Origin of the sequence: Rheinheimera texasensis, assembly GCF_964031785.1 — a bacterium.
GTDB lineage: Bacteria > Pseudomonadota > Gammaproteobacteria > Enterobacterales > Alteromonadaceae > Pararheinheimera > Pararheinheimera texasensis_A.
In genome coordinates this window covers 1-15341 of sequence record NZ_CAXIRE010000007.1, presented here as the reverse complement: position 1 = coordinate 15341, position 15341 = coordinate 1, and the positions used below count along the sequence as shown (strand labels likewise).

The following is a 15341-nucleotide window of genomic DNA, read 5'->3' as shown; positions in this document are numbered from 1 at the left end:
ACACTATTTGCCGAGTTAGGATTCATATTGAATAAATGAAAGGCAACTGACAGTAGTATGTACATTGCATTTTTGGCATTGTATTAATGCTCTGAATCTTCATCATCCTCTCTGTAATTCAATGTCTTCAAAGCATTAAATATGGATGAAATTACATAACCGCACATGGTGAGATATGCTTCAGAATCTTCATAGCTTGCATTCATAATTAGATTTAGAAATTTTCTAGAAACAGCGTTTGGATCTCTAATTAATGATTTAGTAATAAACTTTTCGGAGTCTTCAATGGAAAATATTATCTGGAATATTTCTTTAATAGCTTCATCAGTTTTTATCTTAGCGCGTGTAATACCTGTTATAAGAGGCCTAGATCTCTTTTTGGTCTTTGAAGTGTTTAGATGGAATTTATAAGCACGCAGACATTCCTCAAGGATGGCAACAATCTTTCTTGCCAATCCCTCACTACTACAAAAAATGAAATAATCATCTACGTAACGCTTTATTTCATAGTCCTTTCCCGCAGTTAATCCTTCAGAACTTGCAAGGTTCTCAACTTTCTCATCGACATCTTGGAGTATTATTTCGGCAAATATCCTACTAAACTCGTTCCCTATGACTATGCCATTTGTTTCATTATAGTTTGAACTTTGCATTATTCTATCTAGAATGTTTGTAAAGTCAGTATCGGAAGATGTTGTTTTTGAGAACTTTTTTCCCTTTACAGCCCAAGTAATGGAGTGGGTGTAAATGCTATCAAAACACTTTGATATGTCTATGGACCAAAAATGCGTAAACTTGCTCTCTAACTTAAAATATTCTGGAGATCCAAAGAATTGATGAAGTTTAGTGTGCGGACTATAAGAAAAATACGATGTGCTGTGTTTAAATTTCTTCTCGTCGGATACAGTTGATGCTGCATCAGATCTGAATGCTCTTGAATCAGAAATTGAACTTTTAACTGAAACAGTCGAAGCAACTTTTTTGGGTCGTCGTATAGAGAAACTACCAACGGAGCAATGGTGTAACAACCTATCTGAGTATTTTTTGTATAACTCTACAATGTGTAACTGGGATGCCGGATGAAGGAGAGATAGATATCTACAGGAATCCTCACCCTTTAATATAGGATATTTAATTGGGCAGTAAGATGTATCAATAGTTCTTGTAAAAATTCTTTCAATTAGCAATTTCACTTCTGGCTCAGAATCTTTGTAACTTCTCATTCGGCTATAAAAGTGATTATTGCTAAAAATTAACGGGACATCAAATGGAGCCGTTTCAGAGAGAAGCACACGATAGTAGTCAGATAATTTTACTTTTTGAGTTTTACTCATAACCATGCCTTCTTTATATTTTCGAAATCAGCATAACTAAATCTATGAAACTTTACTTCTTTAAATCCAGTTGTAAAACTATGGCTTGATAATTGAATTCGTTGCCTGTAGCTGAGCTTCGACTTTAATCTTTGGCTTAGTCGCGTATTTCCAAATAAAATATGTTTATAGAAGGAATCTAAGCTTTTCAATCCGAAATCGACATTTAGAAATTTATAGTTGTAAAATATCCCTGACTTAACCGATTTTCCATATCCAATTTTTTCAAGTTCATAATTCCCTGTTAGAAATTTAATTCTTTTCAAAAGAATGTCAAAGTTTTCGTTGGCTTGCCCTGACATGAATCTGCAAAACGATTTTATTATTCTGTTTTTTATTTTTTCAATTTTATCGTCAGATAAATCAATATCTACAACTCGATATTGAAAGTGGTAGAAGGCATCATTAGAGTCTTTAACGCTCTTAATTGTGAACTTATAGCCTAAATATCCAAACTCAACTATTTTTTGTTCATTTGCAAATGATGATTTTGCTCTTGGATAGTTCCCGTGAAATTTTTTGTCGCCCTTTGAGTGAAATTCAAGATTCCCAGGTAATTTCGTTTTGTTTAAAACATTCATCATCGCATTCGTAGACATTGTCGAGTTTGCAAAGTTGATGATGTCATCAACAAACCGAGCGTAGTAAAGAATACCGCTATCGCTGATGATTCCTGAATCGAAGTCCTTCATGCATAATTCTGACAGTGTTGCACTAATTGCCAGTCCGCGAGGTAGCCCCTTGATTGATTTATTATCTAATTCATGAAAAAAAAGTTCGAGCAGTCGAACAGATTTTGGGCTTAGAATGTTGTCATCTCTTATTCTTTTTATTAGAAGCTTTCTATCTACACTTTCATAAAAAGATTTTATGTCAAACCTGTGAACATTGAATGGATAGGATTCTTTTATGTGTGAAATGAAAATACTAACCAATTCATTTCTGTTTTTTTGCTTTATGTTGTACGATTTTAGTATGTTTTTATTTAAAAGGTTCATCGCCATAAATGCTATGGGATCATTCACTGTATATGCAGGCTTTTTCTTTATAATTATTTTTTTAATAGCATTTAAAAAAACATTGTTCAAAGAGTTCCCGCTAAGTTGCAGGGATGCAGCTTGAGCAGCTTGTTTTCTCAGTGTTTCATTGCTTAGGTAGCTGTTTTTTCTTATGATTGAGTATGTGATCGCACGCCTTAAATTTCTTGTGACATAGCTATATTCCATTAAACAAGTGCTCCCTATTAATATCGGAAATTCAATCGTTAATCACGTACAGAGATGGCTAACTTATCTTAAACTCTGCACTTTAATGTTCGTTAAAGTGCATTTTATTGCCCATTTTAGCGCCAAACCGCTGATTAACATACGTTCTATCATTAACGTGCGTTTTAGGCACTGAAATCAGTATTAACATGCTTTTTGTCAGTGTTGACGACTTGAATACTCTCGCGTGTATTTAAGAACTGCATCAGCTCGCTCAGCGACATTAGATTGCTGATTCAGAGCTGCTTGCTCAGCGAGTAGCGTCAGAACTCGTTCTAATTCGTCTTGCAACAGCTGATTGTGTGCTTCAAGGGTCTGAATATACTCAACTGTATCTTTGTGGCCGGCCTCGCGTAATGTCCGTAAGGCTGAATCATGATCTGGCATTTTATTACCTCCCTGTTTCCTGTGGCTGCATCCTGCTCCCGTCTTTTTAGGACCTTAGCTCAAATATCTTTGCCAAGCTACCCTGATTTGATCCCTGCACAAACTATTAAAAGACATCAGCCACTCAGCAGGCTTAAAGCTAATGATGGCCGCTGATTACCAAATGACTCCTTATATATTTTACTACCTCTGAAATTTAATCGACTATCGCGATCCATATTGCAGTGATAAATCCGCTCAACACTTACTCTTCTTCTGCATCTGTAATATCACGCAGAAACAGTTGATCAATAATATTTTCCAGCCTCTGATCCCAAGTCCCATTCCGATACTTCTCATCGACATATCCGATTAAAGTTTCCAATGTCTCTTTGCGAACCGAAATTCTCACACGAGATTTTTCATACTCGGCATCCGACTTTAACCGCAAAACATTGGTTCGGGCGGCAGGGCTTAGAGAGTTAACAAACTGTGAAAAATGTTTATTAATAACTTCCCGCTTTGCTTTTTTGGATCCCTTCTTTTTAAGGAATGCTTGCCACTTTTGTACGGTCTCATCTGATCGAGATCTCTTTGCTATTTTCTCAATTTTTCCAAATAACGGTTCGTACTCAGAAAAATCAAAATTTTTTTCCAAAGCTCGCACTCTCTTTCACCTCGCACAACGAGAAAAAAAACAGCCCCAACAAAACGTCAGAACTACAGAGAAATTAAAACCGTCCCGAGATAATAAAATTTAGCAAAACACTTGAATAAGATCCATTCGAAATGAAAAACATCGGAAAAATGCGATGGATTATTACGTTTTCTGTTTTCACTCATCAACAAAACAAATATCACACGAAAAATTTTTAGGTGCGACCCATTCAAAAAAATAAATGTGTAGAGAGCTCTCTACACGCTTCTCACAAAATGATGACGTCGTCCCGAGGGCATACCTGACCACAAATTCAAATCTGTAAATGGATGGACGTTGCAGCATGAAGCAACGCAAACAGAACTCAAAACTCACTTTTTGAGATGTGTTTTTAGATCTGTAAACAACCCATTGAAGGTAGCTTCAAAATCGAAGCCCCTACAAAATCCATTAACATGAGGTCAAAGTTATGCCTTCCAAAAATGAAACCCGTGCACGCACAAAGAGTAAGAAAAGCCAAAATAAGCCAAGCCTGAAAAAAATTGCACAAACCATGCTTGAAGCATACGCGGCACAAAAACCCGTTAAACCATTCAATAAAAGCGATTCAACTTGCATCGAGAAAAAGATCAAGGACAGCTTGAAAACGACCCCGCTCTATTTGCTGGCCGTTGAAGTTTCGCAAAGCTTTAAGGTTCAGGGCTTCGGCTCAATGCGTGAGTATGTGCAAAACACTTTCACCGAGCAGTACCCGACACTCAACCGCCAGTTAGTGGCTGCACGTGTAAGCATGAAGATGTTCGGTCCCGATTCAATCGGCTTGTACAGTGATGCTTCCATGCAAGCACTGAATAACCTGAAAGACCCTGAGCTCAAAAAGATCAAAAAGTTGATTGAAGAAAAGCTCGGGAAAGCCCCTTCTCCAAAAAAGGTCACTAAAGAATTCATTGAAGCGCTGTTGCGTGACCTCGGCATCAAAAAGGAAAAAGCGAAAAAAACCGATCTTGAGATCCTTACAGCACAAATTAAAAAGACTTACTCAGATAACTCATCCTTAACGCCAGTGGTGAAGGCAATCCAAACTGCACTCAAAAAGGACAAAGTTAAAACGCTGATCAAATTGCTGAAAGCATAAACACAACCACAGGGGGGTACTGCATGTACCCCCGTATACAGACAACGTACCAGCAGCAAGCGAAACAACTTGGGTGCTGTAAGCTATCAGAGAAATACTACTATGAAACAACAGAATATAGAGCGTAAACAGTTACCAGCTATACAGTGTGAAGACTTTACATATATCAATGAATCCATAGCCAAATACAGGAAAGAGAGCAATAAACTGTTATCAGTTAATATGCTTAACAGAGCATCCATTAAACACTGTGTACAACCCCACATTATTAATGCTTTAGCTATTAGCCACGAGAGATCACATCAGAATGCCAGCACAAATCCACACTATTTAACACAGAATCACCTGTTAATAGCAGATCAGCTCAATAACCCTGTGAATTGGCAGCTCTACCCTACAGTGGATGGCCTGTCTTTCACTTTGGATGCCTCAGATACAGAGCTTAAGCGCCTGGAGCGGTTTTTTAATGTTAAAAACAAGCATCCAAAGCTTAAGATGAAAAAAGATGTTAAGTCTAAAAAGGGTAAAAAAAGCGAAAAAGGCTCAGTAATGCTCTCATATGAAGAGGAGATCAAAGAACGTAATTTGTACAAAAAAACCGTGCAAGTTCACCTTAGAAAGGAAGATTGTGAACATATGCGAGTATCGCTGGGTTTAAAGGGTGATAAAAAGAAGAACAAGATGCGCCCAGTCCGGTTTTCGTTTAATCCGGCACGGTTTAAAGGTAAACAGCTAAGAAAGCTGTTCCAGCTGATCCGCGAAGCCGATGTTTTTAACGATTTTAATAAAACCTTATCCGACGCAAATGTGACGCGTGTTGATATTGCTATTGATTTGATTGGCGTTCCTACGCCCATGATAATTGCGACTCAAGGGACAGCTGTTCACTATTCTTCGCATCCTAAGCCAGGCACTGAAGAAAATGACGAAAAACCATTCGTGGAAACGATGTATAGCGGAGCTCCTAAGAAATCTCACTTTACGCTCTACAGTAAAGTCGACAAGCAAGAACAGCGCAAACAGACGCATGTGGTCATTATTAAAGGGCCAGATGAAAAACCACTGTCGCTCGTGCGTGGGGAGCGGGTTTATAAACCCCAACATAGTGGTAGTAAATTTAAACTTAAAGATTTAGAGAAGGCACCTTCGTTGTTCAAAAGCCTGAAGTTTTACAGCCCTCTAGCATATTGCCGCCTAGATGAGGATGACAAAGGTTATGCACTAAAATTTGGTTATCCTCTTTCACAGATGGTGAAAAACTCGGACTGGTCTGAGCTTTCAAAATTCTTCTCTAAAAAAGAGTTAGAGTTGAAAAAACGTACCGCACCTGACGGTACGCCCCTCTTAGAAAAACGTGAGAGCCAAGAACGTCGTTTGGCTAAAAAGAAGATGCTCAAAGAGCTTACTCCGTTTGAGCTGCCTATCAATCACGAGTGGTTTGAGGAAAAGCAGCGCAAGTTTTTAAAGAAAATACTTGAACTGATGTTCAACAAGGATCATGGGTAAACCTCGCTTATCCGTAGCAAAAATAGGCCATTCAAATCCTACCAACTCCAGTGCTACCATGGCGTAGCACTGCTTTTCTAGCAATACCCTCCTTCTATCAATCACATACAATCAAACACTACAGAGGTACGCTTATGAGTACAGCTAGCCCTTATGCGCTGTATATCGGCCGCTTATCGCCTAACAGTCGTCGTTCTATTGCGTCACAGCTGACAAGTCTCAGCAAACTGATGCAGTGGGATGAGGCTGAGCGCGAACAGCGGCTTTATCAGGTGGACTATGCACAGGCCATGCTTATTCGTCAGACGTTGACGGCAGCAGACTGGTCAGCCCGTTCTATTAATCGCGCCATGATAGCCATACGTGGCATTGTCAAAGTGGCTGTGCTGCAGGGCATAGCGCAGCAACAACAGCTGGCACAGCTGGAGTCTATTCAGCAGTTGAAGCATGGTGAACATCAGGGCACAGCCCTCACCACTAAACAGGTTGAGCAGTTGATTTATCAGCTGCGCGCCGATTTATCGCCGATTGGCTACCGGAATTTGCTGGTCTTTGCGCTGCTGTTAGGCACTGGGCTTCGGCGCAGTGAACTGGTGGCGTTGACACTCAAAGACTATGACAAGACTCAGAAAACGCTGTTAGTGCGTCATGGTAAGGGCAATAAGAGCCGGATTGCGTATTTACCTGAATGGACATTGGAATATATGCAGGCATGGCTACGCATTCGCTCTCAGGCTGATGGCTACTTGCTGTGCTCTGTGTATGCCGATGGTCGGGTAAAAACACATGAGGCCATGCACGATTCCACCGTCTATCGCCTGATTAAGCAAAAGCTTCAGGATATTGGTGTTGAGAATGGCTCACCGCATGATTTGCGCCGGACCTTCATCACCCGTTTGTTGTCGCAGAGTGTGGATATCAATACGGTGCGCCAAATGGCAGGCCATAGCACCATCAGTACCACCACGATTTACGATAAGCGCGACCATGAGTTTATGAAGCAGGCCGCAGCACAGCTTAGTTACCGGAGTCTGCCATGAGCAGGGTTGGTCGTGGCACCGCCTATAAGTACCACGCGCTGGCAAGCAAGTATGCCTTAGTGCTGTTAGAGCAGGTTCGGGAAGATGAACTGCCGGATATCTTAAGCCGAAATATGGCGTTCAAAATCACCGGTAAAGTCTTTAACCCCGACAAGCTGGTGCGAAAGGATGCTGTAGAGCGGGTGTTTCGGGTATCGGACAGCTTCGCTAAGGCCACTGCGCTGTTGCAATCGAATTTAGCGAAGGTGGCAGACCTGTTTGGCTTTCCGAAAGAGTTTATGCCAGCGCTGGAGTTTATAGCGCTGTTGAACCTCAATCGTGGCTTGCCGGAATTATTGGAGCTTATAGAGCTGCATCGGCTGGAGCTGGATGTGGCCGACATTATTGCAGAGCACTTCGGCCTAAACCGCTATGAAATGTTAGATGCGGTGCTGAAACTCGCCAGTCAGGGCTTGTTAGTGGTGGCTTTTGAGGATGAGTTGCACAGCTGCACTATCCCAGCACCAATACTAAGTCACCTGATTAGTAAGCCGGTGGACAGCAAGGATTCGCTGTTGGCGACTTTGCTGAACCAAAGCCCGAAAGCTCAGTTTACTGTTGATGCATTCCCCCAGGCGAATACCGAGCTGTTATCGCTCTATCTGGAAGCCGCCAGTCAGAAGGGAATAAAAGGGGTGAGTCTGTTGCTCTATGGTGAACCCGGCTCTGGCAAAACAGAACTGGCACGCGCCTTGGCAGAGGATTGTGAAAAGCAGCTCTATGAGGTGCGCAGTGTGCGCCTGGAGGATGGCAAACTCACCCAAGAGCTGGATGCCCGCAATACCACCAAGCAGCGTATTCAGCATTTCTCAGCCTTACAGACTGTGTTAGCAGGCAATCCAAATGCAGTGTTGCTGGTGGATGAGTGCGAACGGTTGTTTATTGATGCAGATATTCACTACAGCAAGGAATCGCTGCACAGGCTGATAGAAGACAGTTCGGTTCCTACGATTTGGATAACCAATCATGTGGACGAGCTGGAAAACAGCTTTATCCGCCGTTTTAAGCTGGTGCAGGAAATCCCATCACCGGACAGCTCAGTACTGAAGGGAATTGCCAAGCAGAGCTTTCAGGGCTTAAAGCTGCCTGAGCAGACGTACAAGGAAGTGGCCTCTATTCCCAACATCACGCCTGCCATTATTGGCAATGCCGGACATGTGGCAAAGATAGTGGCAGCGAAGGGGCAGCTTGCGAAGGGCATCATCGATGAGATGATAGAAAGCACCTTACAGGCCTGCAGGCTTTGGGAAGACAACTTAGAGTACCGCCAGCAACTGGACTTTGACCCAACACTACTCAACATCAAGCAAGGCAATGAGCAGTTAGCGCAAATCCGCCATGCTGTGAAAAAAGGTCATTCGGTACGGGTGTTACTCTGCGGTCCGCCTGGCACTGGTAAAACAGCGCTGGCCTATCACATGGCAGAGCAGTTTGATTATGCCATTAAGCGGGTCAAGTGTTCGGATGTGCTGAGTAAATACGTGGGCGACAGTGAAAAGAACGTGGCCGAGCTTTTTCAGCAAGCCCACAAGGACAAACAAATCCTGCTCCTTGATGAAGTAGACAGTCTCTTAACCAGTCGTGACCGTCTGCACAATCAGCATGAGCTACAGCTTGTTAGCGAACTGCTGACACAGCTTGAATGCTTTACGCAGCCGCTCTTTGCAGCAACAAACTTCGACCAGTCGCTAGACAGAGCTGTGCTTCGCCGCTTTGACTTCAAGCTTGAGTGTGACTACTTGACTGCTGAGCAAGCAATCACGCTCTACAAGCGCGTTCTGAGCGTTAAAACGCTGTCTGCGGACGAGCGCGACAGACTGACTGCGCTCAAGTACTTAACCCCAGGGGATTTTGCAATTCTCGCAAGACGCCTGAACTTCGATACCAGTTCAAACCCTCGCCATTCGGCACTTCTGCTGCTGAAAGACGAAAACCAACGCAAGCAACCCTCGTCAGGCATTGGCTTTATCCGCTAAGCCCTGACACCCACATTACAAGGTGAATGTTATGACTACATTATTGAGTTCTCTCAAGGTGATCGACCGTCCAAAAATCGAGCCCAAGCCACCGATTTTAGGCAAACGCATGAAGCTGATAGAACGGCTGGACGAACAGCTGGCCATGGTACAGTGCATGTTAGCCGGTGAGCCCTTTGAAGCCTTTAAAGAAAAGGTGGTGAAACACCCTGAAACCGGAGAGCGCCAGACCATCCGTAAACGCAAAGCTGTCCGGCCTTGGTACTACGATGCCAACGAGCACTACTACTTTGAAATCAAGGTAGGCCTCAAATCCATGGAGCTGGAAAAAGGTAAAACCGCGATTGATGTTGGCTCCAAAGACAAACTGCTGGATGTGATCGGCACCATCATCAAAGCCGTGGAGAAAGGCGAACTGGATACCCACATTCTGGCGCTGTCTCCACCCAAAGCGCCAAAGCTCCGCAACAGAACCAAGAAAACTGTTTAACCCAAACCCAACCAACAAGGCCTGCACTCACTGCGGGCCTTGTGCTTTTTAGGAGAATCACTATGAATATCAGTACTTCCAACCTGCCATTACCAGTAAGCAGTAAACTAACAGACCTCATCAAAGAGTCGTTGAAGGGCAAAGACTTAATCAACAAAACCAGCGTCACCATCAACTTCAGAGATCCAGACTACAGCGCAGAAAAGGGTGGCTACCATCCGGTTGAGATCATGCTAAAACGTCAGGGCGATGAATGGCACATTCTGTACATCACCGACTTTTGCTATGCAGGTATCGGCCCTTACGCTGAACTGGTCAAAGACTTGGATTTTGATTTTGGGGCAGGCGTGTTTCAGACCCAGTACGGGTATTACCGGATAGAAGAAGCATCAGACATCTATCCGGTGTGGGAGCAGAATTTTATAAGTTACTTTAGGATAGGAGCATTCGAGATAAAAATTGGTTAAACCCAATCAAATAAGGGAAGGCTACGGAGTTAAATTTAAAGCCTGATTAGCGCAGAGTAGTCTGATAAAATGTTGAAATTCACATCAAGACCTGAAGATACTGTATATAATAACAGTACTCATGAAGCTTTTGCTGCTCAGGCATTCTACAGGTACTAGTTATGACACAACTTGTTCAAGACCTCTTTACTGAGGATTGTCCGGTTTTCGAAAGAGAGCTATCCATAACCGTCGGTGGTGATATTCTGCATGGCGATGCACTCAGTCGCCTTAAAGAAATGCCTGACCGTTCAGTAAACTGCTGCATTACCTCTCCACCATACTGGGGATTGAGAGATTACGGGATAGAAAACCAGATTGGAGCAGAGCAGGATCTTAACCACTTCTTAGATAAACTTGTCGAAGTGTTTAGGGAAGTTCGACGAGTCTTAGCAGATGATGGCACGTTCTGGCTTAACATTGGAGATAGCTTTACCAGTGGAGGGAGAACTTGGCGACAATCAGACAAAAAAAATGAAGCCCGAGGAATGGATTATAGGCCTCCTACACCAGAAGGATTAAAACCAAAAGATCTGATCGGTGTGCCTTGGAAGCTTGCATTTAAGCTGCAAGAAGATGGTTGGTACTTAAGAACAGACATCATTTGGCACAAACCAAATGGCCAACCTGAGTCTGTCCGAGATCGGCCAACTCGAGTACATGAATTTGTATTCATGTTTTCGAAAAGTGAAAAATATTTTTATGATGTGGATGCTGTTAAAGAACCGTCTGTCGATGGTAAAACTCGTCGCCTTCGCTCCGTTTGGTCAATCAACACCAAACCATTTAAAGGTGCTCATTTCGCAGTATTCCCGCCAGAGTTAGTTCAATACTGTATGCTTGCAGGAAGCAAAGCCGGGGATTTGGTATTAGATCCATTTTTCGGATCAGGCACTGTCGGTGTGGTGGCGAATCAACTCAGAAGGAATTGGCTGGGGATCGAACTAAATAGTGAATATATCGACATAGCGAAAAAACGAATTAATGTTGAACGGTTTTAATTCACACAGAACCAGAGGGGATAAAACCCTCTGGTTTCAGAGTTAGGCAGCTAGATCAAAACTCCCACGATGCATGTTGTATACATACGCTTTTGTCCAAATGTTTAATTTGTAACTTGCGCTCACCACCACCATCAAAATACAAAGAAAAAACTGGATTGCCGTATTTATTGGTGACATAGCAATAGCCAGGTTTAGGGAATTGGCTACTGTCCATTTTCATTTCAAAACGCCCGCTCATGCACTCAAGCAGGATCTCTTTCGGAATTTCCACAAGTTCATAGAACCTTGAAAAACCAGAACCAACTTTCTTTCCGTTCAGAAAGCGTAAGACCAAAATACGATCATAACCCGCCAAATGCTGAATAAATTCCTTTGCAAGTTCAACTAACACATTTTCTTTTTCTTTAAAGCTTATTTCTCTATCACCCCAGTTAGGGTTCTTCCCAAGCTCCATCCATTTTGAAATGTGTACCACATCAAACGATGAATTTTTAGCTGCCTCCGTTTTTAGTGAGAATTTCTGGCCTGCAATCTCAATGTCATAGCCAGGGTTTCCCTGACGAGCTAACTCAGCCTGACCACCTGTAGTGCTAATGCTTTCCTTTAATCCATGTTCAAAGGCAAACTTAGAAAATGCCGAAGTGGTAAAGGCATGGTGTAATTTCATCTGCAAGCCCAGATAAGATGCACTACCTTCATTCAGAATTTTGTAACTTGAGGGAACAAGCTCGTTCAAAACGAATTTGTGGGGGACGTTTAATGCTTTCTCGACGGAATTGAGAATAGCCTGCTGAGCAGCAGAAGTTTTGCTGGTATCAATGATCATAATAACTCCAATATTTACGGTCGGTTTTTCAACCCCATTTGTTTTGCCAGCACACAAGTCTGAGACTCGATTCGCTAAGCATCATTAAGGCTACTCTTAATTTCGATTGTGTCAAGAGTAAAGAGGACAGGATGAAGTGCAAAAAAAGACAGACCGACTTTCAGATAAAGGAGACTTCAGGCATCTATCCGGTACAGGAGCAGAATATTGTGGTTACTTTGATATTGCCCATTTATCGTGTGAGCGAGCAGTTGTAGTACACCCGTATAACCCCGGAGGACCTTTTGGTTATTAACTAGTGATGCAGGCTACAGACAAAATGAATAGCAGACTCAAAAGCTGTCTTGATGCTGGCCCAAGGAGTATATGACCATATCCCGTATATAACTATAGCGGTCAAAGGTAAAAATAATACGACCCAGTTAACTTTAAGATACAACCTCGCCTTTACAATTCGCTTGTTGAGATCATCTATACTATCCTCAATCTCCTTATCAAGTTTTGAGTTCATCAATCGCTCTTTGGGCGAGTCTGAAAATCTATTTTTAAAAGTTCTATATTGCACCTCGATTTGTCTTGATACATGTTCTAACTTTCCAAAAAGGCCGATCATGTTGAAGTTAATTGGGATCGTCATCAAAACAGTTGCTAATAGGAAACCAAAAAACTGAATAAAGCTTACACTATCACTTCTTAGCAAGATTAGAGCGGCTGCAAACGCACCTGTTACGATGGTCAACTTTCCTGTCACATCAAATATTGCTCCATTAATGTCATCGATGAACTTAATGTGTCGTTCTTGTACTTCCTGATTCAATTTACTAAAAGAAATTCCCGTAATAAATGTTTCAAGATTCTTGTAATATCCAGCCTCGACATCATGCCATTTAATTATCAGCAGCTTAAAATGCTGGCATGTTTTTTCTAGTTTTATACCTTTCAACACTTCACATATTGCTGATTTAATGAGCATCTTTTTATCATAGTCGGCACGCTGATCTTTGAGATTAAAATCCTTCAGAAGAGCAAATTGAAAGTTATCAACCTCACTCAGCTCCCGAAAAAATATAATCTCAAGGTCTATGGGGATTACTTGATCTTTATTCTCTTTATCAGACACATAATATGTGCAAACTCGATGACCTTGTCTTGTATCGACCTTATTTGCTAATAAAGATAGTGAGTCAGCGAACTCAATAATGTTCTCAAGAACTAGTAGATTTGCAGGTTTAATATTTTCATCATCAAACCCATAACAGTAATCGGAATCTACGAGGTAAAAGCTATCAGGAATACTGAACCCAATTTTGTTAATAAGATCATCAATATCCCGATAAAATCTAATTTGAGAGTTTTGCCGAGTTGTAACATTTATTTTGACGTTTTTACCAGTATATTTCTGTTTCTCTGATAATAGTGAATCTTTACAGTAGATATTATTTATTGCTGGCGCATGCGTGATTTCGCACTCAACATGCCCTTTACTCCCGGAGTCTCCTAACAACTCATAAACTTCTTGCAGAATATCTTCAACTTCTTGGTTAAAGAGTACCTCCGCACTAAAACCATAGTTCGCATCAACAGCTGGCCGACCCATTTTACGCCTAAGTTTTACAAGAGAATTCAGGAGTTTGGAATCATTGGAGGTCATTATGTGAAACCTTACTGATCATCAGACGATTCAAATTCTTTCACAAGGAGTTGAATCACCTTAGATGACAGATCGTTGATGGTAATAGATCTATCAGATTCGGAAAATTTTATCTTTGATTTTGGGTCAGTTCCCAAGAGGCTCTTTTCAAAATCAAAACGCCATCCATCTTCACTTGCAATTTTGAGCCGCATATTCTTCTTAATGATGCTTTTATTGCATTTAAAGTTCGCAGGTAGGTTGTATGGCTCTCCAGAAGCAAAAGAAGTAAAAGTGTTCATGTGTTCAGATAGTTCAGGGCCCAAAAGCGCATTTACCCAATTTTCTATTTGTTCAATAGTGCAATCCCGAGATTCAGTTTCACTTACAGCAAACATGTGAGACAAAACTTGCTCTTTTCCATTACGTTTAATGGCTTTTAGGCTGTCATTTTGGTCAAAAAAAGCGCCAATTGCTTTAATCGCAACTGTAGTAGCCGCATGCTCAGACGAAGCATCTTTGCAACCAACAGCTTCAATGAAGTAGCCTGATGCTTCAGTTTCAGCTTTTGGACTTACAAATGTAAGATAATTGTAGATTGTACGCTGGTCCTCTAACTCGCTTTGAAAAATCTGATAGCGTTTGAAATTGACCTTTGCAGCTTGATGTAGCTTAGAAATATCTACTTCTTGCACTGTTGTCGGAACAAGATTTTCCAAAACGATTCCATCACGCTTCTTAACCATCGCAATCAGAAGCATATCTTCCAAATCGTCAGACACGTTATCTACTGTATAGTGCGCGAATACTATATAGCCACCAGTAGCAAATGGTTGCTTTTCCGACTTGTTTTTGAGCTGTTTCATTGCGACCAAAGTTAAGGCGCGAAATGCTTTCTCACTTAATTCATGAAGTTCAGTGGGGGTTTGTCCATCAATAGGCTCAACGCTTTGAGCTGCATAATAACGTCCAAACTCATCAGGAAAATTACTTTCCGAATTGTCAAATGTTCCTACGGAAGAACTGTTGCCACTTCTGCCATAGATTTTGTTTATACTTTCAATAAGTTTTACGACTGGAGCTGCTGCCACATCCAGCAGAGGACCGGCATCAAACTTGGCTGCGTTGGTTTCTGCATCCTTCTCACGACGTTCTTTTATTAATTCATGTATAACAGCATGTTTTAAATGCACTGGAAATTCCCTTTAGTAACAATAGTTACATCGAATCTAGCACATGCTGACTCCAATTTGAATACAGCCAATTCTAGACGAAGAATTGACATAACAATTCAGGGCACACAAGGTATTAACGATTAAGTATGTGAAAAAAAGATCAGATGCTGTTTCAGTAAACAAAATTTGAGGAGGTAGTATTTTAATTGGTGCCTAGGGTCGGACTCGAACCGACACGATTATTCATCGGCGGATTTTGAATCCGCTGCGTCTACCGATTTCGCCACCTAGGCATAGGGGACATGCTCTAAAACTTTGCAAATCTTTGCAAGAGATCCGCACTTTTAATAAC

At 41.7% G+C, this 15341-nt stretch carries 13 protein-coding genes and 1 tRNA gene; 7 read left to right on the top strand and 7 right to left on the bottom strand.

Going from position 1 to position 15341, the window contains the following annotated elements:
* Nucleotides 1–83: 83 nt before the first annotated feature.
* The 3 genes from drt3b to ABNT34_RS00725 all read right to left on the bottom strand — a co-directional run bounded on the left by drt3b (nucleotide 84) and on the right by ABNT34_RS00725 (nucleotide 3671).
* Complete coding sequence (drt3b, locus tag ABNT34_RS00735; RefSeq protein ID WP_348727870.1) at nucleotides 84–1334, bottom strand: antiviral reverse transcriptase Drt3b; 1251 nt, start codon at nucleotides 1332–1334, stop codon at nucleotides 84–86.
* Nucleotides 1331–2599, bottom strand: coding sequence for an antiviral reverse transcriptase Drt3a (drt3a, locus tag ABNT34_RS00730; protein WP_348727869.1), 1269 nt, complete (start codon nucleotides 2597–2599; stop codon nucleotides 1331–1333). Before drt3a ends, drt3b begins: the two co-directional genes overlap by 4 nt.
* Nucleotides 2600–3269: 670 nt before the next feature.
* Nucleotides 3270–3671 carry a hypothetical protein gene (locus tag ABNT34_RS00725; RefSeq protein ID WP_348727867.1) on the bottom strand — a complete coding sequence of 134 codons (402 nt, stop codon included), beginning with the start codon at nucleotides 3669–3671 and terminating at the stop codon, nucleotides 3270–3272.
* 460 nt (nucleotides 3672–4131) lie between these two features.
* On the opposite strand from ABNT34_RS00725, the gene ABNT34_RS00720 reads away from it, so the two are divergent.
* From ABNT34_RS00720 to ABNT34_RS00690, 7 genes are all read left to right on the top strand, one after another.
* Nucleotides 4132–4797, top strand: coding sequence for a hypothetical protein (locus ABNT34_RS00720; protein ID WP_348727865.1), 666 nt, complete (start codon nucleotides 4132–4134; stop codon nucleotides 4795–4797).
* Between the two features lie 102 nt (nucleotides 4798–4899).
* Nucleotides 4900–6303, top strand: coding sequence for a hypothetical protein (locus tag ABNT34_RS00715; RefSeq protein WP_348727863.1), 1404 nt, complete (start codon nucleotides 4900–4902; stop codon nucleotides 6301–6303).
* Between the two features lie 134 nt (nucleotides 6304–6437).
* On the top strand, nucleotides 6438–7343 hold the full coding sequence (locus ABNT34_RS00710) for a tyrosine-type recombinase/integrase (RefSeq protein WP_348727861.1): 906 nt from the start codon (nucleotides 6438–6440) through the stop codon (nucleotides 7341–7343).
* Nucleotides 7340–9358, top strand: coding sequence for an ATP-binding protein (locus ABNT34_RS00705; RefSeq protein WP_348727860.1), 2019 nt, complete (start codon nucleotides 7340–7342; stop codon nucleotides 9356–9358). The genes ABNT34_RS00710 and ABNT34_RS00705 overlap by 4 nt, the downstream gene beginning before the upstream one ends.
* A gap of 31 nt (nucleotides 9359–9389) precedes the next feature.
* Nucleotides 9390–9848: a DUF6641 family protein gene (locus ABNT34_RS00700; protein WP_348727859.1), complete on the top strand. Its 459-nt coding sequence runs from the start codon at nucleotides 9390–9392 to the stop codon at nucleotides 9846–9848.
* 62 nt (nucleotides 9849–9910) lie between these two features.
* On the top strand, nucleotides 9911–10315 hold the full coding sequence (locus ABNT34_RS00695; protein WP_348727858.1) for a DUF2787 family protein: 405 nt from the start codon (nucleotides 9911–9913) through the stop codon (nucleotides 10313–10315).
* 278 nt (nucleotides 10316–10593) lie between these two features.
* Nucleotides 10594–11355, top strand: coding sequence for a site-specific DNA-methyltransferase (locus ABNT34_RS00690; protein WP_348727958.1), 762 nt, complete (start codon nucleotides 10594–10596; stop codon nucleotides 11353–11355).
* A 55-nt stretch (nucleotides 11356–11410) separates the two neighbouring features.
* Here the strand turns inward: ABNT34_RS00690 and ABNT34_RS00685 are convergent, their stop codons facing one another.
* The 4 genes from ABNT34_RS00685 to ABNT34_RS00670 all read right to left on the bottom strand — a co-directional run bounded on the left by ABNT34_RS00685 (nucleotide 11411) and on the right by ABNT34_RS00670 (nucleotide 15282).
* Nucleotides 11411–12184 (bottom strand): hypothetical protein, encoded by a 774-nt coding sequence (locus ABNT34_RS00685; RefSeq protein WP_348727857.1) that lies wholly within the window; start codon nucleotides 12182–12184, stop codon nucleotides 11411–11413.
* 295 nt (nucleotides 12185–12479) lie between these two features.
* A complete protein-coding gene (locus ABNT34_RS00680) occupies nucleotides 12480–13835 on the bottom strand; it encodes a hypothetical protein (protein WP_348727855.1) in 1356 nt (451 codons plus the stop codon).
* Between the two features lie 11 nt (nucleotides 13836–13846).
* A complete protein-coding gene (locus ABNT34_RS00675; RefSeq protein WP_348727853.1) occupies nucleotides 13847–15007 on the bottom strand; it encodes a nucleoid-associated protein in 1161 nt (386 codons plus the stop codon).
* A gap of 189 nt (nucleotides 15008–15196) precedes the next feature.
* Nucleotides 15197–15282: transfer RNA gene (locus ABNT34_RS00670), tRNA-Leu, on the bottom strand.
* Nucleotides 15283–15341 lie beyond the last annotated feature (59 nt).

What these genes read in the sequence shown, in the direction of transcription:
- drt3b (WP_348727870.1), bottom strand. Translation starts at nt 1,334, where the DNA reads ATGAGTAAAACTCAAAAAGTAAAATTATCTGACTACTATCGTGTGCTT.
- drt3a (WP_348727869.1), bottom strand. Translation starts at nt 2,599, where the DNA reads ATGGAATATAGCTATGTCACAAGAAATTTAAGGCGTGCGATCACATAC.
- ABNT34_RS00720 (WP_348727865.1), top strand. Translation starts at nt 4,132, where the DNA reads ATGCCTTCCAAAAATGAAACCCGTGCACGCACAAAGAGTAAGAAAAGC.
- ABNT34_RS00715 (WP_348727863.1), top strand. Translation starts at nt 4,900, where the DNA reads ATGAAACAACAGAATATAGAGCGTAAACAGTTACCAGCTATACAGTGT.
- ABNT34_RS00710 (WP_348727861.1), top strand. Translation starts at nt 6,438, where the DNA reads ATGAGTACAGCTAGCCCTTATGCGCTGTATATCGGCCGCTTATCGCCT.
- ABNT34_RS00705 (WP_348727860.1), top strand. Translation starts at nt 7,340, where the DNA reads ATGAGCAGGGTTGGTCGTGGCACCGCCTATAAGTACCACGCGCTGGCA.
- ABNT34_RS00700 (WP_348727859.1), top strand. Translation starts at nt 9,390, where the DNA reads ATGACTACATTATTGAGTTCTCTCAAGGTGATCGACCGTCCAAAAATC.
- ABNT34_RS00695 (WP_348727858.1), top strand. Translation starts at nt 9,911, where the DNA reads ATGAATATCAGTACTTCCAACCTGCCATTACCAGTAAGCAGTAAACTA.
- ABNT34_RS00690 (WP_348727958.1), top strand. Translation starts at nt 10,594, where the DNA reads ATGCCTGACCGTTCAGTAAACTGCTGCATTACCTCTCCACCATACTGG.
- ABNT34_RS00685 (WP_348727857.1), bottom strand. Translation starts at nt 12,184, where the DNA reads ATGATCATTGATACCAGCAAAACTTCTGCTGCTCAGCAGGCTATTCTC.
- ABNT34_RS00680 (WP_348727855.1), bottom strand. Translation starts at nt 13,835, where the DNA reads ATGACCTCCAATGATTCCAAACTCCTGAATTCTCTTGTAAAACTTAGG.